This window comes from Pseudarthrobacter sulfonivorans (assembly GCF_014712225.1).
Classification (GTDB): Bacteria; Actinomycetota; Actinomycetes; order Actinomycetales; family Micrococcaceae; genus Arthrobacter; species Arthrobacter sulfonivorans.
Genome location: NZ_JACXBW010000001.1, coordinates 244,194 through 262,806 on the forward strand (window position 1 = coordinate 244,194; position 18,613 = coordinate 262,806).

Genomic DNA, 18,613 nt, shown 5'->3' on the forward strand with positions numbered 1-18,613 from the left:
CGTACGCCGGAGGAAAGCATGAACCGCAAAGCCACAGCACTGGACGTCGCCAAGCTCGCCGGGGTGTCCCGCAGCGCGGTGTCGCTGGTCCTGAACGGCCGAGGCGACGGCAATGTGGCCAAAGAGAGCCAGGTCCGGATCCGTGAGGCGGCGGCCACGCTGAACTACACGCCCAATGCCATCGCCGTCAGCCTGCGGAACCGCCGGTCGAGGATCATCGGAATCGTCTCCGACCAGGTGGTCACCAGCCCGTTCGATGGCAACATCATCGCCGGCGCGGATGCAGTGGCCAGGTCCCAGGGTTTTGTCACTGTGGTGATGGATACGGAGTCGGACGAGACGCGTGACGAAAGCGCCGTGGCGACGCTGCTGGACCGCCAGGTGGACGGGCTGATGTACGTCACCGTGGGACTGCGGCCCCTGCACGTCCCGCTCAACATGCTGCGCGTTCCCTCGGTGCTGGCCAACTGTTTCGATGACCGGCCCGAGGCCGGCGTTCCTGCTGTTATTCCGGATGAGGTCCGCGGCGGCCGGGAGGCGGCCACGCACCTGCTGGAGCTTGGCCACCGCGACATCGCATTCCTCGCCGGCGACAGCGTCTATCCCGCCGCGCCGCGCCGGATCCAGGGTCATCGGGATGCCTTCGAGGCTGCGGGGCTGCCGGTGCGCGCGGGCCGGATCCTCCAGGTGGGCTGGGACATCGACGCGGGATTCCACGGCGCCATGAAGCTTTTGGACGGCGTGGCCGTGGCGGAGAGGCCCACCGCGATCGTCTGCGCGAACGACAGGCTGGCCATCGGCGTGGTGCTCGCGGCCAACCGGCTCGGCCTGGCGGTCCCTCAGGATGTCTCGGTCATGGGCTACGACGACGAATTCCGGATCGCCGCCACCATGGTCCCCGCGCTCACCACCATGGCACTCCCCCTACGGGAGATGGGGGCCGCCGCCATGACCGGCCTCCTCGCTGAACTGTCGGAGGAACCCGGGAACGACGGCGGCGCCTCCGCAGGCGCGCGGCGCGCAGATCAGACGCTGGTCCCGTGCCGGCTCGTGGTGCGCGAGTCGACGGGCCCGGTCCCCGCCGGCCGGAACTGATCCGGTCCCCGGGCAGCAAGGCAACGCGGGGTCGCTTAATGCCCTTCTGAGGCGTCTTATTGGGCATTGAGTGATCCCGCGTTGCCAGTTATGCCGGCTGTTCCAGCTGCCAGACGTCAGCGGCCGCGCCCTCGGGAAGCCGCAGCACCCACCGTTCGCCCGGCGCCGGATACGCCCGCAGCGTGGTGGCCACCGACCCGCGCCGGTACACCTCCACGAGCGACGCGTCCACAAACACCCGCAGCTCCTCCCCCGCGGCCAGCGTTCCGCTGAACACCGTTTGGGGTGAGGAATCGCCGTCGGCCTCACCGTCGGCCACCAGGGAAAGTTCGACGACGGCGGCCGCGGCCAGTGCGCCCGGCCCGCCGCCGGGGGCGGTCACCACAGCTTCGGCATACGGTGGCAGCTCAACGCTCCTGGCTGCCTGTGAAGCCAGTTGGGTGCCACGATAGGCATCCACTTCCGGCGCGGGGGCCACGGCGAGGGCACCGTCCACGACGGACAGCAGGCGCGGATGGGTGAGCACGCCGGCCCATCCCGCGGCGTCGATTTCGTCCTGGCTGCGGCCGCGGCGGCCGTCCCGGCCCGGCCCTTCGTTGGCCCAGCCCCACAGCAGCGCCTTCGGCTCCCCCGCGGCACCAGGAGCAGCACCGCCGTCCTGCAGCTGCACGATCTGCGGCGCATAGAAGTCCCGGCCCAGGTCCGATTTCCCGCCGGACTGCGGGGAGAAGACGGGCAGGCCGGTGGCGGGATCCTCGGCCAGGCTGCCGATGAGGTGGCCCACCCCGTTGGCGTGCTCGTGGTGGTCGCCGGAAAGCCACAGCGAGAACATCATGACCCAGGCGTCCTCGGAAAAAGTGCCATCCGAAGAAGCATCCCCGGAGCCGGACGGGGATTCAGCGAAAGAATCGGCCGGCACGCGCACCAGCTGCGGGCACTCCCAGATTTCGGCCGGCGTGTGGGCGGCAGCCACGGCGTTCTCCGAGGTCAGCCAGATGCCCTGGTATTTCCAGTCGGCCAGGTCCTCCACGGTATACAACAGCAGGGCCGCGTGCCCGGAGGCAAGACCGGCGCCCTGCATGGCGTAGCGCTTTCCGTTGAAGTGGAAGATGAAGGGGTCACGGACCGCCGTCACTTGCGGATCGGACGGCATGGACGCGGCAATGTGCCCGTCCTGATTCCAGGAAACAAGGTCCGCGGACCCGCGGGAGATGACTACCTGGGAGTGGCCACCGTCGCCGCGGACGCCGGAGTACGCGGCGGTGGGGACACCGCCGTCGTCCGTCACCACGCCGGTCCAGCAGCCGTACTCATCCGGCCCGCCGCCCTGCGGCCGCAAAGCCACCGGATGCTCCTCCCAGCGCACCAGGTCGGCGGAGCTGACGTGGCCCCACGCGATCCTGTGGTGGCGGGCGGACTCGGGGTTGTACTGGAAGAACACGTGGTAGCGGCCGTCGAGGTGGCTGATGCCGTTGGGGTCGTTGATCCAGCCCTGGGCGGGGCGGGGGTGGAAGTGCGGAAACGCCGGGTCCGGGTGGGCCGCGGCCACGCGGGCGAAGTCGGTGGCGGCAAGATCCGGGGATGACATGAACGTAAGCCTTTCAGAAGGGTCGGGGTTATTTGCCGCTGCCGGCGGTGAGGCCGTCCTGCAGCGCGCGCTGGCCAAAGATGAAGACCACCAGGGCGGGAATCATGGACAGGACCACGCCGGCCAGCACCACGGAGATGCTGCCTGTGCCGAGGTTGCCCTGGAGGGAGACCAGGCCCAGCGGCAGGGTGAAGTTCCGTTCCGAGATGGTCATGATGAGCGGCCGGAAAAATTCGTTCCAGTGGAAGTTGAAGGCGAGGATGCCCACAATCGCCATGCCCGGGACGGCCAGCGGCGCGTAGACCGAGCGGAAGGTCCGCCAGGGCGAGGCGCCGTCGATCGACGCCGCTTCCGCGAGGTCGGCGGGCAGCCCCAGGAAGTACTGCCGCATCAGGAAGGTGCCGAACGCCGTCGGGATGGCCGGCAGGATCAGGGCAAGCAGGGTGTCCGAGAGTCCCATGCCGCGGATCAGCATAAACACGGGCACGATGGTCACCTGCACGGGCACCATCATGGTGGCCAGGACGATGGAGAACAGGGCGCCGCGGCCGCGGAATTTCAGGTTGGCGAAGGCGTAGCCGGCCATCGCCGCGGTGACCATTTGTCCGACGGCGATGAGCCCGGTGACCAGCGCACTGTTCAGCACCAGGATGACGATATCCAGCTGTTTGAAAACCTGGGTATAGGACGTGAAGTCAGGATTCCAGGGGAAGAACGACGGCGGCAGCTTGAACGATTCCGACGGCGACCGCAGCGAGGTGGACAGGGTCCACATCACCGGGCCCAGGGTCAGGACGGCCGCGATCATCAGCAGGACAACGCGGAGGACCAGGTTCCAGTTCGGCTTCCGCCGGGTGCGGGCAGGCACGGCAGGTGTGCGGGTGGAGACACGCTCTGTAGTGGTAGTCATGGCTGGCCTTACTGGTAGAAGACGAATCGTTTGCTGAGCCGGAACTGAGCGGCGGTGATGGCCATGATGATGAGGGTCAGGATCACGCCGATGGCGGAGGCCTGGCCGAATTCCAGCCGCTGGAACGCGGATTCAAAGATCACCATCACGGCGGTGCGGGTGGAGTCCCCGGGCCCGCCGCGGGTCAGCACGTACGGCTGGTCGAACACCTGCAGCGCACTGATGATGGCCATCACGGACGCCAGCAGGGTGGTGGGGCTGAGCAGCGGCAGGGTGACGTAGGTGTGCTTGCGCCAGCCGGTGGCGCCGTCCAGCGACGCGGCCTCGTAGGTTTCCGCGGGGATGGACGCCAGCCCGCCGATGAACAGCAGGAACGAGAATCCGAAGTTCTGCCACACGTAAACAAGGATGACGACGGCGGCGGACCCGCCGGGGGTGGTCAGCCACGGCACCGCGGGGATGCCGGCGAAGGACAGGAACCAGTTGACCACGCCGAACTGCTCGTTGAAGAGGTACCGCATAAAGATGGAGACCGAGGCGGCGGAGAGGATCAGCGGGAAGAAGAACGCCGAGCGGAAGAAGGTCCGCAGCCAGGCAGGCATCTTCTCCTGCACCATCACCGCGAGCGCCAGTGCCAGGCCGAGCTGGAAGGCCACCGCCACAATCACAAACACAATGGTGTTCAGGAAGGACACCCGGACCGTGGGGTCCTGGACCACTTCGGCGAAGTTGTCGAAGCCCACGAATGTCGGGGCGGAGATGATGTCCCAGCGGAAGAACGCCAGGACCACCGACGCCACAATGGGCACCAGCGTGAACAGGCCCATACCCAGGATGGTGGGGGCAAGGAAGATCCAGGCGAGCCAGCGCTGGCTGTGCCGGCCGGACGCGGTCTGGGACGTCCCCGGTGTTGCCGGCTTGAGGGTCTGCGTGGTCGCCGGCTTGGCCTGCTTGGCCCGATCCCGGCGAGGGGTGGTGGTGCTCATGACTGCCTCCTCAGGGCCAGTTCAAGATCGCGCTGCATGGACTCGAGGGCCTGCTTCAGCTGGCGCTCATCGCCGCTGACGGCAAGCGAGACGTTCTTCATCAGGGCCGTTTCGACGGCGGCCTGCTGTGGCGGCGCCGGGATGGGGCCGGTGGTCGGGAACTTGTCCAGCGTGTCGTAGAAGACCTTCCAGTGGGCCGGGCCCTTCCCGGAGTACAGGGCTTCGTTGACCATGGAGCGGCGGGCCGGGGTGGTGACCGGGTTGGGGAAGATCAGCTCCATGGCTTCGCGGCTGGAGCTGAACTTGATCCATTCCCAGGCGGCGTCCTTGTCCTTGGCGGTCTTCATGATGGCGTAGCCGGCGGTGCCGAACTGGTGCCGCTGGGTCCGCCACTTGGGGAAGAACGCCACGTCGTAGTCGTTCTCCTTCATGCCGGCCTCGTGCAGGCCCTGGACCCAGTAGCCGCCCGCCGGGGTGGTGCCGATCCGGTTGGAGGCGAAGAGCCCCACCAGGGAACTGCCGCCGCCTTCCTCGGGCCGGACGCCGAGGCCGTCCTTGACCAGGCCGCGGAGGTAGTCGAAGGTCTCGAACACGCGCGGATCGTCGGCGTTGGGTTCCAGCCACTGGTAGCCGCCGGAACGCAGGCCGCGGGAGGGGTCCTTGGCGTAGAAGGAGTCCCAGAGCCAGTCCCCGCCGGTGGACCGGGTTTCCTTGAGGAAGCTGGTGTCGTTGGCGTAAAGCCACGGCACCACACCGCCGAAGAGCCGGTTGGTCCAGTAGTACGGGGTGAAGTCCGAGGGCCGGGCTTTGCGCATCGCGGCGAGGCTGTTGCGGAAGTCCACGTTGGTCCAGTCGTCCGCCGGTCGCTCCAGCCCCGCCTGCGCGAAGGCCGTGGTGTTGTAGTACATGTTGGCGGCGTTCCAGTCCATGGGCAGCTGGAAGAGGCTGCCCTTGTACATAAAGGCCTCCACCAGGCTGGGGTGGACGTCGTCGAAGAACTCGGCCATGTCCGCGGCGTCGCGGCGCAGGTACTCGTCCAGCGGATGGGCCAGCTTGTCCGCGAAGAGCTGCGCGCCTTCGGTGGCAACGTAGACCACGTCCGGCGGGGTGCCCGCGGCAACCATGGTGAGGATTTTGGTGAAAAAGTCTTTCCAGTCCACGGCCTGGATGGCCTGGACCTTGACCCGGATGTCCGGGTGGAGGCGGGTGAACGCATCGATGGCGCGCTGGCGCGCGGCGGCATCGGCGGCTGTTCCCATAATGGCAATGCTGAGGCTGTTGTCGCCCCGCCCGGGGATGTCGGATCCGGAAAGCCGGGGCCACGACGCCACGGTTGCTCCCACGATTCCTGCTCCCAAGGCACCCAGGGCAGTCCGGCGTGAGATTTCACGCAGGCGGCCAGTTGTGGCACCGGTCATGTCGATTTCCTTCCTAACACGTGTTAGATAGCGTAGAGGACCCACCTAACACGTGTCAAGCATCACATTGCGCTTCCCACTCCGCCCAACTAGGTAGCAGCAGATGTCGTTCTGAGGCTCCATAACGGCATCTGCTGCTACCTAGTTGGGTGAGAGCTACCCGGGTGAGAGGTCCTCACAGGATTCTGTGACACCCTTAACTGATGACCTTGTCGAAGCCCGCGCGCATCAGGACTCCCGCACGCCCCGCCCCAGGCTCCGGCTTTATGTTCTTCTTCGCCACGCTCGCCTGCGTTGTGGGCCTGATCGCCACGTACTACTACTTCGTCCAGACCACCACGGGCCAGTTCATCGACGAATCCGCCCTGGTCGAGGCCGTGGACATCCACGGCCCCGCGGGCAAGGCAGCCACCGAGTTCCTGGACTGGCTGCCCACCATCTCCCTGGTGATGGCCGCCGTCGTGATTCTGTTCGTGACGGTGATCCGGCGGCGGTGGTCGGCGGCCGGGATCGCCCTCACCGCGTGCATCGGCGCGAACATTGCCACCCAGGTCCTCAAGGATGTGCTGCCGGCGCGCCCGGACAAGGGTGTGGTGACGCTGGAACTGAACTCCCTGCCGTCCGGGCACACCACGCTGGCGGCGTCGGCTGCGGCGGCGGTGTTCCTGATGTCCTCGCCGAGGTGGCGTCCGCTGGCGGGTTTTGTGGGCGGCACGTTCGCGATCGCCTCCGGGGTGTCCACGCTGATCAACCAGTGGCACCGCCCGGCCGACGTCGTGGCAGCCTTCCTCCTGGTGGGCGCGTTCATGATCCCCGCCGGCTGGCTGATCCTCAGGCTGGGCGGCACGTGGAACGTGTGGGACGGCTTCGACAGGCATGTCGGTTCGGCGCGGATCTGGCTCAAGCTGCCGGTGGGGATCGGGCTGGCATCGGCTGCGGTGGCTGTGTATTCGCTCGTCAAGATCGCGCCGGGCCCGCTGCAGGAGGGCAGCACCACCAACTACTTCTGGGCCGGCATCGCGCTCATTGTCATCGCCGGGTACCTGGCCACGGTGGCCACCACATCGCTGTTCGCGTATGCCGCACGACGGCGGGACGCACCCAGGCGCTGACGGCACCTGTTGCGCGGCGCGGGCCGCCCGGCGTCAGTAACCCGCTCTCAGCGGCCAGTCGGCGGAAGGCCCTCGTCCTTGCCCTCGTTCTTGCCCTGGTCCTTGCCCACGTTCTGCATGCCCACCGGCCCGCCTTCCGGGGTGTTGGTCCGCTTGTTGATGAGCCAGGTGACCAGCCACAGCACCACGCCGATTGCCATCAGTCCCCCGGCGATCTGGTACTGGATGACGTTGCGGCCCACCCACGGTCCGGCCAGGAACGCGCACAGCAGGGCCGCCAGCAGAGGCAACTGCCCGGGCGAGGTGAAGAACACTTTGCGGTCGGGGTCCCGCTTGCGGCGGAGGATCAGGCAGGCCACATTCACCACGGTAAAGACGCACAGCAGCAGGAAGGCTGTGGTGCCGGAGAGGTTGGCCACGATGTTGCTCTCGGGGTCGCTGGTGACGTACAGGATCAGCCCCAGCGCGAGGACGGTGGAGAAGGCGATGCCGGCCCACGGCGTCCGGCGGGTTGGCAGTACTTTGCCCAGCGCGCGCGGCAGCACGTCCTGGCGGGCCATGCCGTAGATCAGGCGGCTGGCCATCAGCATGTTAATAAGGGCGGTGTTGGCGACGGCGAAGACCGCGAGAAACGGGAAGATCTTGTCTATGGGGAAGTCCGGCGAACCCTTGTGCACCACCTCGAGCAGTGCGGCGCCTTCGGCCTCGCGGATGTTTGCCAGCTCGGTGGGCGACAGTACGCTGACCACGGAGACGGCCACCAGCATATAGAGGAGCACCGCGATGCCCAGCCCTGTCAGCATGGTCCGCGGGAAGATCTTCTCGGGGTGTTGGGTCTCCTCCACCATGTTGACCGAATCCTCGAAGCCCACCATGGCGAAGAAGGCAATGGACGTCGCTGCGGTGACGGCGAGGAACATGCCCTTGTCTTGGTAGTCGTTGAAGACGAAGATCTCGCCAGGGTTGCCGGTGCCCTGAGCCATGACATAGAAGCCCACGCCGATCACGATGCACAGGGCGGTCATCTCCACCAGCGTCAGGACAACGTTGAACTTCACGCTCTCCCCCACGCCGCGCAGGTTGATGATGGCCAGCAGGAGCATGAAGCCCATCGCGACGGCGGTGATCATCCCTTGCGGAGGCACCTCCATCCAGCCGTTGATTTCGAGCCCGCCGAAGAAGTTCTGGGCCAGCACGTTTGCGGAGGTGGAGGCGCTGGTGATGCCCGAACAGACTACGGCGAAGGCCACCAAAAAGGTGACGAAGTGGATCCCGAACGCCTTGTGCGCATAGAGCGCCGCACCGGCGGCCTGGGGATACTGCGTCACGAGTTCCAGGTAGGAGAAGGCTGTCAGTGTGGCCACGACGAACGCCAGCAGGAACGGAAGCCAGACGATTCCGCCCACCGTGCCCGCCATGGTTCCGGTAACGGCGTAGATGCCGGCACCGAGGATGTCGCCCACTATGAAGAGCAGGAGGAGCTTGGGTCCGAGAACCCGTTTAAGCTCGTGTTCGTCACCTTCAGGAGTGACATCGAACACTTGGTCTGGAGTAGTGCTCATGCTTGACCTCCGCAGCCGGAACATCAGGACGATTCCTTTAGGGTGATCCTCGCAGGACATTTTGGCAACACGCTCGGCCCCGCGGCGCATGGCCGCGGGGACCAGATGGCGGCGGCAGCATCGGCGTCGGACATTCCGGACTGCAGCCCGCCGCGGGCCCGGACCGCGGCGGCGGCCTCCCCGTACCGTTCCAGCCGCTGGAGTGCGTGCGGTCTGCAGCTTCTCCGCGGCGGGGTCGACGGCGGCGGCCTGGGCAATGACCCCACCACCGGGCCGGTGCGCCGGTGGACCTCGACAAACCAGTCGGCCAGGACGGCGATGAGGGCGTCAAAGTCGGCCGCTTCCGCGGTCCGCTTCCGCATCAGTTCCAGGACGTTCGACGGCGAGTGGGGGCCCGACGCCGCGGAGTCCAGCACTGCGGACAGCAGCGCCGCCTTATTCCCCACGGAGTTGTAGACGGTCTGCAGGGCAACGCCGCTCTCCGACGCTATGGCTTCGTCAGCCAGGGGGACACAAATGTCCCTATGCGCCCATCGCCTTCCGCTCCCGGGAGCTGACTGAAGAAACGCGTCCACAGTTCGCACAGGTGATCTGATACGAGCGTGAGGTGGTCAAAACAGGCATGAAGAACAGTGTGAGCTTTCGGGCGTGCTCGTCGAGGTAATGCTGCACGAACCGTCCGCAGTTCGGGCAGGTGGCGGGCCGGCCTGGCAAGGCGCGGACGACGGACTTGAGGCCAAAGATCAAAAGCATAAAGTTCCCCTCCCGGGATGTCTGCTTAGTGAGACACCGGACTTTCAAACGGCACTCGGCGCGAAGCCCGGCGCCGCGCTCTTCAGCCTATCGCAGTAAAGCTAAGCGTGCTTAGTAATTCCGTCGATGCTTCACCTGCGGAAGCACAAGGGCAAGACCCAACAACTCATTTTCCGGGCGCGCTCTTCGAGGTGGTGGTGGACGAACTGCCGGGAGCCAGGAGCGTTATGAGTGCCTTTCGAGTCTTTCCGGAGGATTGAGGTCGATGATGGGCAGGTGGCCGTCCGTGCGGATGGAGTCCCCTCCCCCGTTGCGGTGGTGGTAGCCGCTCGAGAAGTTACGGATGACGTGCACGGATTCCACCGCGTTTGCCGCGCGAAGCGTATCAATAATGAAGTCACGTTCTTCGTCGGTGCGGTCGGCGATCTTGTGCGTGATCTGGAAGGTGAACAGGGATAATCCCACGCTTCGGTCGTACGTGCCTGCGCCCACCCAATTCACGGGGATGCCGCCCGGCAGCATCCAGCCGTCGGCGCACTTCCAAAACCGGACGTGATGCCGTTTACGGGGATTTCCGTCGATCTCACGCTGAAAAGCCAGGTTCTGCCTGTTCCCGAAGACGTAGAGGGAGCTGACCGGCGCCCTCGGATAGCTACGCCGCCGGATTGTTGAAATGAGAGTTCGCCATGCGGTTGCCGGGGTGAGGGCGTCAGCTTCCACCCAGCCAGCCTTCAACATCGCATGCCGCAGTTCAGCTTCGGGGCCAAATACGGCGAGGTTGACCGGGTCTCCGAGGACTCCGTCACCGGTACGGGCACGGCCGATGAAGTAATCCGGAATGTAGAGGCTGCTCAGCATCTTGTGTATCCGGGGAAGCAATGCGTAAGCCAGGATCAGCCATACCGGTAGGAACACCCAGGCCTGCGAGGGTCCGCGGGCTAGCCGGGCGAGCAGGAAGTAGTACACCGCCCAGCCCACCGCCACGGTTATGAGCCCATAGAACAACCGCTGCAACACGGCAAGGCCGGTTGCCCAGCGGCTCTGTCTACGCTCCTGCGAGCTCTCCGCACGGGAATGGTCCGGTTCAGCCGGAACAGCGCGGTCAGCGTTCTCCGATGCCAAGGCCACCTCCCCGTTCAAGACAGCTACCTTACGCGGGACGGTGTAAGGATATCGTCTTCACGCCAAGCGCCCCCTAACTTCGACGTCGTCCTTAGTAGTTCCGCCGGTGCTTCAGCCGCGGCAGCACCACAGCGAACACACCAGCCGCGGCAAAGCCCAGAAACCCTGTGGCTGAAACCCCGGCCCCCAACGTCGCCAAAGCAGTCACCCCGGACAGCAGGACGGGCCCGCCGGTTGATCCGGCGTCGGCGATGAACCGCCACAGGCCGAGGAACTGGCCACGACCCCGGTCGGGTGAGAAGTCGGCACCGAGGGTCATGATAAGCCCGGAACTGATGCCGTTGCCGAAGCCGATCAGCAGCGCGGCAAGCAGCAGCCCCGTAAACGAGGCAGTCAAAGGAATCAGCAGCATCGCGATGCCCATGATGATGGTGGAGGGGATGGCCACAAACAGCCTGCCGCGCCGGTCCATCACCTTGCCGGCGGGATAAAACACCAGCATGTCGATCGCGCCGGACAGCCCGTAGATCAAGGATGCCTGGGCCGGATTCATTCCCAGATGCTCCGCCCACAGCGGGATCACCACCTGGCGGGAAGCGCGCAGCGCGCTGAGCAGCAGGATCCCCACCCCCAGCGTCAGGAACACGCCGGCATGCGAGACCGCCACGTTCCGCAGCGTGGGCTCCGGAGTCTTGTGGCCGCCGTCGGGCGCTGCGGGGACCACCAGATCAGGGATGGTGACGGCCAGAACGGCGGCCGCCGCCATGCCCGCCACACCCACCCAGTACGCTCCGGCGATCCCCGCGAACTGCATCACGCCGGCACCGATGAACGGTCCCACGAAGACGCCGATCCGGCTGACCCCGCCCAGCGTCGACAGTGCCCGCGCCCGGAACTGGATGGGCACGGCCTCGGTGAGGTACTTCTGCCTCGCCAGGCTGAAGACACTGGCGGCCATCCCGACGACGATCATCGCCACCGCGAGCAGCCAGAGTCCGTTGGGGATCAGGGAGGACAGGGCGGCGGCCGCGAGCGCGAGGGCACCCACCGCGGCGGCGCCGACGATTGACCAGCGTTCGCCGAACTTGAGCGTTATCAGGGAAGCAGGCAGGTTGAAGAACCACGAGCCAAGCCCGATCAGGGTGACGATCAGCGCGGAAACCGCCACCGAGGCACCGAGGTCGCGCGCGGAAAGGACCACGACAGGGAGCACTGCGCCCTCACCGATGCAGAACAGCAGCGCAGGCCCAAAGGCGGGTAGGGCGATGCTTCGGAAGTTGAACGGCGGCGGGGTTCCTGGCGAAGTCATCAGATTTATCCTATGCGAGAAGATTCCGCGCACTTCGGGGGGTCACAAGCAGCCCCGCGAGGACTAATCTTTGCCTTGTGGGGTGCTTTCACGCGCCCCTCAAAGCCGAGGAGGTCTCATGGGTGAGGTGTGGATCCGCACCATCAGCAACAGCCTGGTCCGGGCAGACAAGATCACGGAAATAGCGTCCACCAGAGGGTCTCTCCACGACGACCAGGGCTACGTGCTGAAAGTCATTGTGGACGGCAAGGCCCACGTAATTATTGACGACGGCGGGCTGCCGGGCTCGTCCACGGAACGGCAGGATTATGCGCGGCATCTGGAAGACGCCCTGCTGTTCGCACTCGACGAGGCACGTGAGGCCCAGGCCTCAGTAGTGGTCTGCTTCGAACCCGGAACCGAGCGCTGGGCCCTCGCCCCGGCGGCGGAGCTGGCCGGCAGGATTCCCGCCGGCGGTTAGCAACTGTCGATTAACGTCCAATCCGGCGGGCTGGTGGCTCCGCCGGGCTGGTGGCGGGGCTGGTTCAGGCGGCCACGCGGGTGGGCGTGTGATGCGCCGTGTGCACCGCATGCCGCGGCGGGAGGATGCTGAGCGTGCACCGGGTCTGCTGCGGGTCGATCCTGGCCGGGAGATGATGCGCTTCGGAGCACGTCTCCAACTGGCGCAGGGCTTCGGGGTCGACGCGGGCATGTCGCATGTCCAATTCGAGGACGAGGTTATGCCTCAGGGCGTTCGCTCGCTTCACCACAACATAAAGGGCCTGGATGCTGTGAATGGTGACGTGGCCCTTGGCGAGAACCTGGGCCTTGGCATGGTCGAGATCGACGCGGACGAGAATGCTGAGCTTATCGGACAAGGTCAGGCGCCTTCCTTGGATGGCTGCGACGCTGCGGCCAGTGGCCGCGCTTTTTCCGCCACATTCAGGCTAGGCAACTCCGTGTGATCTGCGCAACATGTCCGCGGATTGTGTCGGAGGCGTCCCTGCCCGGCGCCTTGGAGTGCCCGAAACCTGGAACGCCGGTGCCCTAGGATTCGGAGCATGAACATTGCAGTTGCCGGCGGAACCGGAACAGTTGGACGCCACGTGGTCCGCATCGCCCTGGCCCGCGGCCACCGCGTCGTCAGTCTCTCGCGCGCCGAAGGCGTGGACCTGGTGGACGGCAACGGCCTGGCCGAAGCACTCAGAGGTGTGGATACGGTCATTGACGTGGCCAACACCCAGACGCTGAACGGCAAGAAATCCGTGCAATTTTTCACGGCCGTTACCGGCAACCTCCTGCAGCAGGGGAAGGCGGCCGGGGTTCGGCACCACGTGGCACTCTCCATCGTGGGAGCGGACAAGGCGGCCGCTGGATATTACGCCGGGAAGCTGGCCCAGGAAAAACTGGTCCGCGACTCCGATCTGCCATGGACCATCCTTCGCGCCACCCAGTTTCACGAGTTCGCGGAGCAGATACTGCATCGCAGCTCCCTGGGCCCGTTGGTACTGGTCCCCCGGATGGCCACCCAACCCGTGGCAGCACGCGAAGTGGCGGACGCGTTGGTTGACGCCGCGGAGGCGGGACCGCGGGGACGGGCTGCTGACCTTGGCGGCCCTGAACGCAGACAGCTGGCTGACCTGGTCCGCGCCTCTGCGCTGAAGCAGGGGCAGAAGAAACGCATCATTGAGTTCACCGCGCCGGGGCCGCTGTGGCGCGCGATGCGGAACGGCGACCTCATCCCGGAGCCGGGCGCCGCCGTCGGGCGCCAAAAGTTCAGTGAGTGGCTGGAGACCGGGACGCGCGGAACGTAGCCCGGGCGGCCTTAGTGGCCCCGCCTGGAGCGCATAACCCCTGCCACGAGACCCATGGTGCCCACCAAGGATCCGAGGATAATGCTGAGACCTGACACGTATTCAAGAATGGTCATCGTTGACACACCTTTCATCTGGCTGGTCCGCTGACGCTAACTGCGAAAGCTCAGGATCTGCGCAAGACGGCCAGTGTGTCTGGTCACGATTCGGCGTCATAAACTCGTCACTGTTGCGTGGATCACATTTGCTCTCTACTCTGAGTAAGGCTTAAGAAGCGGGCCAAGCAAGAAATAGCAAGAAGCTGCAGCGTCGCAGCCACTGCCGGGGAAGGCTTTACAACTTGAACTCCAAGCTCAACATCGTTGTCCGTGTAGACCTCGACCATGCCAAGGCTCTGGTGATTGCAAAGGGGCATATCACCGTCCACAGCGTGAACGCACTTTACGTAGTAGTTAAGCGGGCCAATTCCTTAAGGGAAGGCCTCGACCTGAAGCTGGACATCACTCATGCATGGGTGGATGACGAAGCACTGGAAATGCTCCGTGCCGCTTCCGACACCCATCATCTGCCAGCCAGGATCGATCCGCAGCAGGCACCTTGCACCATCAGCGTGCTGGCGCCGCGCCGTGAGCATGCACCCGCAGGGCGCGAACTGATCGCCGCCTAAGGCATCCAGGCAAGGCATCCGCAGCGCCCACGCATCGGGCCAGAGTGCCAGCCACAGACCCTTCACTTTCTGATTTCCATGAACTGGGAGTGCAGCTGTATCCGAATAGACGGGTAGCTGCACTCTGAGTTCGTTGGAAACGCGTATCAGGGCCGCCTCCCAGGCGACAGCGCCACCCCACCTCGCCACCGTGGACTGATCCACGATCATGCTGCACCCAGCCACAGGGTCCGCCCTGCATGCCCAGCGCGTCGTTAAGCCAGGGCCGGCCCGGTGCAGTACGTCCCGGAAAGACGAGTGCTCAGCACAATGACTGGCTCCAGGGTGAGCTCAACGGTTTGAACCTGGCACGGTGACGCCGTTCTCACCGTTCACGGCCGTGGTGCCTTCCCGGAGCTTTGCGAGAATGGCTTGTTCTTCGGCAGGCTCGGGAGTGAGCGACGCTGCCTTAGTCACGTAAGCGATGGCGATGTCGTGGCGGCCTGCCCAAAATTCCGCAAGGCCGGACTGCAGCAACACCTGCGAGTTGACGGGTGCCAGACCCCTGGCTGTGGAGAGGGTCTGCTGTGCCGCTTCCAAGTTGCCCGCCGCCAGTTGGCCAACGGCAAGGGACGTCAGCGACTCCACCGACTCAGGGTTTGAGTCCAGTGAACGGGTTGACCACTGGACGGCCGATTCCCCGGACCGAGGATCCCCTGCAGCTGCCCTGCCGGCAAAGGACTGCCCCGCCAACATGGCAACATCGCCATCCCACGGCCGCAGGTTTGCTGCGGCCGTGAATTGTTCGGAGGCTTCGTTGAGGCGCCCGTCAACAACTGCATCCTGGCCCCTCTTCATAGCTATTTCTGCCGCCGAGGCCGTACCGGCCGCGATAGTCATTAATGCCATGGCTCCTGCCGCTGACCATGTTCCGGCCTTGGCAAACGGGTTCGCTGTGGTGGCTTCGAGAGTCGGGTTGACGGCTTTGACGGCTTTGACGGACTTGGCGGGCGCCGGCGAAGCAGCCGCTACACCTGCCAGGGCTCCGGCAAGCAAACCCGGGATGACGGCTGTACCCGGCGTCGGAAAATGCGTGAGCAGGACCAGTCCAAACGAGAACACCGCAGCCATGGCACCGACGAAGAACAACCGGTCCTGTTCAGTGCCGCAGGCTCGGATGTTCCGCATACCGGCACGAAGGACGGCCGCACACAAGAGCACGTTTACGATCAACAGCAGGACGCCGCCGTCGGTCAACCACTGCAGCGGAATCATGTGGGGACTGTCAGCTGGATAATCGGTGCCCACCCGTGCAGCGAACGCCTCACTTTGGAAGAGCGGCAGGGCGTCGACAAACCGTCCCGGGCCAACCCCCAAGAGCCAATTGTCTTGGATCAGCGCCCACGTGGCCGCCCACAGATCGGCGCGGCCTGTCACAGTTTCGACAGTAAAAAATCTCTCCCGGACACCCGGGAAGGCAAGGACCCCCAGGGCAACAGATGCTCCCCCGCCCAGCAGCCAGAGGGCGGCAACGCGCCATCCAGTGGTGCGTCGGCGCTGCCAAGCCCGCCAGGCCACAACGGCGAGAACCAGAATGCCGAGGACAAGGATGACGGCCCGGGACCCCGAGGCCACAGCAACAAGGCCTCCGCTGACGGCACCCACAATGTCCCAGCGGCGGCCAAGCCAGGTGGCCCGCGGCAGCAGGGCAGCACAGCCTGTCAGTCCGACGATTCCCATGTCTGTCGCGTTGCCGAGAGTCGCCCCCGGCCTGAACTCCTCCGTGTCCCCTAGCACCCGCACGCCGAACGCCTCAAGGACCGCCAGAACGGCAAGCAACAGCATGCCCCCGGCCAGCATCCGCATCCAGTCGGCCCGCCCGGACTTCCCGGCACCCGGACCAAAAAACCGGGCTCCCAACCCAAGGAGCAAGAGGTAGGCTGCGACTGTCGGCACACCCTCGTAGCGTGGCCACCGGCCCCAGAATGCGGGGCCGAAACCGTCAGCCATCACGGCTGCCACCGCAAAAACTGCGAGGACGCCGACGGCACTCCAGCGTACCGACGGAGCCAGCCTGCCCCGTGAGGCCACAAGCAAGCCCACTGCAATTCCGGCCGCCAGGAGGGCAATCTTCGGAAAGGCAAAGCGGAACAATCCGCCGGGCATCAGAACAAAAATGCACCCCAACAGGACATACAGCGCAGCCCGGATGGGAAGACCGGAGTGAGGGATCTCCCCTGAAAAGCGCATAGCTGATTTCACATTTGACCTTCGTTTGGACTAATTCACCGATTACATCCTAGGATCGCGACTAGGGCCGCAGACTTGCGGCCTTTCCTTCGCATCAAAATGGGGTAAGTCTATGCGTAGAGGTGCAACGAGCCGGCTTCGGCTTGGATTAGCAGTAATTGCAGCATTAGTTCTTAGCGCGATACCGCCGGCGGGTCTGGTCACACCCGCCGTTGCCGCCGGAACGGGCAGCATTTCAGGCACGGTTACGGTCCCGGTGGGGGTGGACGTGACGAGCATCAGGGTCTATGCCAATAACAGCGACATCCATGCTTCAAGTCCAGGGTGGGTGACGCCTGCTGTAAATGGAAATTTCACGTTTAACTTTCTGGATCAGGGGGCGTACTACGTCTCCTTCAGTTATGGCGGGGGTCCTGTATCGCCCATAGTTTCCACGTCATATACGGGGGGCCCATCCCTGTCGACTCCTGTTTCTGTTTCGGCCGGAAGCGCTGTTACAGGTATCAACGAGACGTTAAAGCCAGCCGCCATCGTATCTGGCACGGTTTCTGTTCCCGCCGGTTCGCCCGTATTTGAGGGAACCGTATTGGTCTTGGCAGGACCAGACTTTGCGGGGAATTCGGTATATGGAAACTTCATCACCCGGTCGGATAACGGACAGTTCTCCATTGGTGGCTTGAAATCTGGTAACTACAAGTTGCAGTATCTTCCAACAAGCAACTCTCCCTGGGCGAAGATGTGGCATGGAGGCGTTGGCGGCCACGCGGCTTCCCCGGCAGTTGTCTTGACCGAAGGCGCACGCGTCACCGGCGTGAACGACCAGGCAGTGGCAGGCGCCTCCATCGAAGGTCTGGTGTCCGGCGGAGATGCCCAGAACCTGGTAACTGTAGTCGACGCAGCAGGAAACGAGACTGGAACAGGTGCTCTAAACGGGTCCTCATATTCCTTCCGCAACTTGTTGCCCGGCGCTTACACAGTGGGCTTCAACCGTTCAAGCGGTTCCTCCACGACGCTGGAAGCCCAGTACTACAACAACCTGCCTGAGGGTGACGGCATCAACGCGGCTAACCGCGTAACCGCGGCGGCTGGCGAGCAAGTGTCAAACGTCAACGCAACGATGCGAGTGGGAGCAACGCTTTCCGGCAAAGTCCTCACCGCAGAAGGCACCCCGCTGACCAACTCACAGGTTCGGGTTTACACCAAGGACGGTTCGCTCGTAACCCGCGGCGGGACCACGGATGGCGACGGAAACTTCACAGTCACTGGCCTTACCACCGGCAAATACCTGGTGGCGGCCAACATGATTGCCAGCCACCCCTCCGGAGCCCTCGGCCCCATCTACTCGGGCAACGCCCGCACTGAATCCGGGGCCACCGCGGTCTCCACCGTTGTCGGTGAAAACACCGACATCGGAACACTGAGCTACGGGACCGCGCCCGGCAGCACGCCCGTCTTCACCGATGTACCGGCAGGTTCCCAGTTCGCGGCAGAAATTACCTGGCTCGCGGAAAAGGGCATCTCCACCGGGTGGACCGAGAACGGGATCACGACCTACCGCTCGCTGCAGCCCGTCAACCGCGACGCCATGGCAGCCTTCATGTACCGTCTGGCAGGCAAACCGGCCTTCACCGAACCGGCCGTCTCACCCTTCATCGACCTGCCTGTCGGCACCCAGTTCTACAAAGAAATCACCTGGCTCGCCGCCCAGGGCATCTCCACCGGCTGGGACGAACCGGGCAACACCAAGAGCTACCGGCCGCTCCAGCCCGTCAACCGCGACGCCATGGCGGCCTTCATGTACCGTCTGGCAGGCAAACCGGCCTTCACCGAACCGGCCGCCTCGCCCTTCATTGACGTATCCGGCAGCACCCAGTTCTACAAAGAGATCACCTGGCTCGCCGCCCAGGGCATCTCCACCGGCTGGGACGAAGCAGGCAACACCAAGAGCTACCGCCCCTTCCAGCCCGTCAACCGCGACGCCATGGCCGCATTCATGTACCGCTACAACACCAAGTTCGGCTCCAACTAACAAGCCAAACTAAAAGCGCGTGGGCCCGGACACTCGTTCC

Annotated in this window: 16 protein-coding genes; 6 read left to right on the plus strand and 10 right to left on the minus strand. The window is 64.8% G+C overall.

Annotation, left to right across the window (positions count from 1 at the left end):
* Window positions 1-18 precede the first annotated feature (18 nt).
* Complete coding sequence (locus IAQ70_RS01175) at window positions 19-1,095, plus strand: LacI family DNA-binding transcriptional regulator (protein ID WP_190987466.1); 1,077 nt, start codon at window positions 19-21, stop codon at window positions 1,093-1,095.
* Window positions 1,096-1,183: 88 nt separating this feature from the next.
* Here IAQ70_RS01175 and IAQ70_RS01180 read toward each other — a convergent pair whose 3' ends face one another.
* Genes IAQ70_RS01180 through IAQ70_RS01195 form a run of 4 tightly spaced genes read right to left on the minus strand, consistent with a single transcriptional unit; the run spans window position 1,184 to window position 5,997 of the window.
* A complete protein-coding gene (locus tag IAQ70_RS01180) occupies window positions 1,184-2,683 on the minus strand; it encodes a glycoside hydrolase family 32 protein (protein ID WP_190987467.1) in 1,500 nt (499 codons plus the stop codon).
* Window positions 2,684-2,711: 28 nt separating this feature from the next.
* Complete coding sequence (locus tag IAQ70_RS01185) at window positions 2,712-3,593, minus strand: carbohydrate ABC transporter permease (protein WP_190987468.1); 882 nt, start codon at window positions 3,591-3,593, stop codon at window positions 2,712-2,714.
* An 8-nt stretch (window positions 3,594-3,601) separates the two neighbouring features.
* On the minus strand, window positions 3,602-4,579 hold the full coding sequence (locus IAQ70_RS01190; protein ID WP_190987469.1) for a carbohydrate ABC transporter permease: 978 nt from the start codon (window positions 4,577-4,579) through the stop codon (window positions 3,602-3,604).
* Entirely contained in the window at window positions 4,576-5,997 is a 1,422-nt protein-coding gene (locus IAQ70_RS01195) for an extracellular solute-binding protein (protein ID WP_190987470.1), read from the minus strand. The genes IAQ70_RS01190 and IAQ70_RS01195 overlap by 4 nt, the downstream gene beginning before the upstream one ends.
* Window positions 5,998-6,200: 203 nt before the next feature.
* Between IAQ70_RS01195 and IAQ70_RS01200 the strand changes: the two genes are divergently transcribed.
* Window positions 6,201-7,109: a phosphatase PAP2 family protein gene (locus IAQ70_RS01200; protein WP_190987471.1), complete on the plus strand. Its 909-nt coding sequence runs from the start codon at window positions 6,201-6,203 to the stop codon at window positions 7,107-7,109.
* 47 nt (window positions 7,110-7,156) lie between these two features.
* Here the strand turns inward: IAQ70_RS01200 and IAQ70_RS01205 are convergent, their stop codons facing one another.
* From IAQ70_RS01205 to IAQ70_RS01225, 4 genes are all read right to left on the minus strand, one after another.
* The gene (locus IAQ70_RS01205; RefSeq protein ID WP_190987472.1) at window positions 7,157-8,671 is read right to left on the minus strand and encodes an APC family permease; all 1,515 of its coding nucleotides are present in this window, start codon (window positions 8,669-8,671) and stop codon (window positions 7,157-7,159) included.
* Between the two features lie 23 nt (window positions 8,672-8,694).
* Entirely contained in the window at window positions 8,695-9,255 is a 561-nt protein-coding gene (locus IAQ70_RS01210) for a hypothetical protein (protein ID WP_190987473.1), read from the minus strand.
* A gap of 394 nt (window positions 9,256-9,649) precedes the next feature.
* Window positions 9,650-10,564, minus strand: coding sequence for an LssY C-terminal domain-containing protein (locus tag IAQ70_RS01220; RefSeq protein WP_190987475.1), 915 nt, complete (start codon window positions 10,562-10,564; stop codon window positions 9,650-9,652).
* A 73-nt stretch (window positions 10,565-10,637) separates the two neighbouring features.
* Entirely contained in the window at window positions 10,638-11,855 is a 1,218-nt protein-coding gene (locus IAQ70_RS01225; protein WP_190987476.1) for an MFS transporter, read from the minus strand.
* A gap of 118 nt (window positions 11,856-11,973) precedes the next feature.
* Between IAQ70_RS01225 and IAQ70_RS01230 the strand changes: the two genes are divergently transcribed.
* Window positions 11,974-12,315, plus strand: a complete 342-nt coding sequence (locus IAQ70_RS01230; protein WP_190987477.1) for a hypothetical protein — start codon at window positions 11,974-11,976, stop codon at window positions 12,313-12,315.
* A 64-nt stretch (window positions 12,316-12,379) separates the two neighbouring features.
* On the opposite strand, the gene IAQ70_RS01235 is transcribed toward IAQ70_RS01230, so the two are convergent.
* Window positions 12,380-12,712 carry a hypothetical protein gene (locus IAQ70_RS01235; protein WP_190987478.1) on the minus strand — a complete coding sequence of 111 codons (333 nt, stop codon included), beginning with the start codon at window positions 12,710-12,712 and terminating at the stop codon, window positions 12,380-12,382.
* Between the two features lie 183 nt (window positions 12,713-12,895).
* Between IAQ70_RS01235 and IAQ70_RS01240 the strand changes: the two genes are divergently transcribed.
* Window positions 12,896-13,648, plus strand: coding sequence for an SDR family oxidoreductase (locus IAQ70_RS01240; RefSeq protein WP_190987479.1), 753 nt, complete (start codon window positions 12,896-12,898; stop codon window positions 13,646-13,648).
* A 340-nt stretch (window positions 13,649-13,988) separates the two neighbouring features.
* Entirely contained in the window at window positions 13,989-14,315 is a 327-nt protein-coding gene (locus IAQ70_RS01245; RefSeq protein ID WP_190987480.1) for a hypothetical protein, read from the plus strand.
* Between the two features lie 330 nt (window positions 14,316-14,645).
* Here the strand turns inward: IAQ70_RS01245 and IAQ70_RS01250 are convergent, their stop codons facing one another.
* Window positions 14,646-16,544 (minus strand): O-antigen ligase family protein, encoded by a 1,899-nt coding sequence (locus IAQ70_RS01250; RefSeq protein WP_190987481.1) that lies wholly within the window; start codon window positions 16,542-16,544, stop codon window positions 14,646-14,648.
* A gap of 112 nt (window positions 16,545-16,656) precedes the next feature.
* Between IAQ70_RS01250 and IAQ70_RS23240 the strand changes: the two genes are divergently transcribed.
* Entirely contained in the window at window positions 16,657-18,573 is a 1,917-nt protein-coding gene (locus IAQ70_RS23240; protein WP_190987482.1) for a carboxypeptidase regulatory-like domain-containing protein, read from the plus strand.
* Window positions 18,574-18,613: the final 40 nt, after the last annotated feature.